Source organism: Rhizobium sp. SVR5-2C (genome assembly GCF_056755115.1).
In genome coordinates this window covers 1-242 of the sequence record NZ_JBNDHT010000539.1, presented here as the reverse complement: position 1 = coordinate 242, position 242 = coordinate 1, and the positions used below count along the sequence as shown (strand labels likewise).

At 59.9% G+C, this 242-nt stretch carries 1 protein-coding gene; it reads right to left on the bottom strand.

Going from position 1 to position 242, the window contains the following annotated elements:
- On the bottom strand, nucleotides 1-242 hold a 242-nt coding region (locus ACPYOI_RS36820), incomplete at both ends, for a hypothetical protein (protein ID WP_481424278.1).

Here is a 242-nt window from a genome sequence, read left to right as displayed (position 1 = left end):
CCAGAAGCCGCCAGTCCATTTCCGCGTTCAGCCAGTTTCCAGCCGCAAAATGCGGGCTTTGCACCCCCAAGTCGACATCGGCGATGTTCGCAGAATCGACCTCCGGCATAAGCGCATGCCAGCCGGACACATCGATGGAGGTCGTTCCGACACCCGCGGCCCCGAGAATGACCGCCTCCATCAGTTCGAAGGGAACGGACATGGCCGTGTCGAAGATCCGCCGTTCAAGCTCGAGATTATTG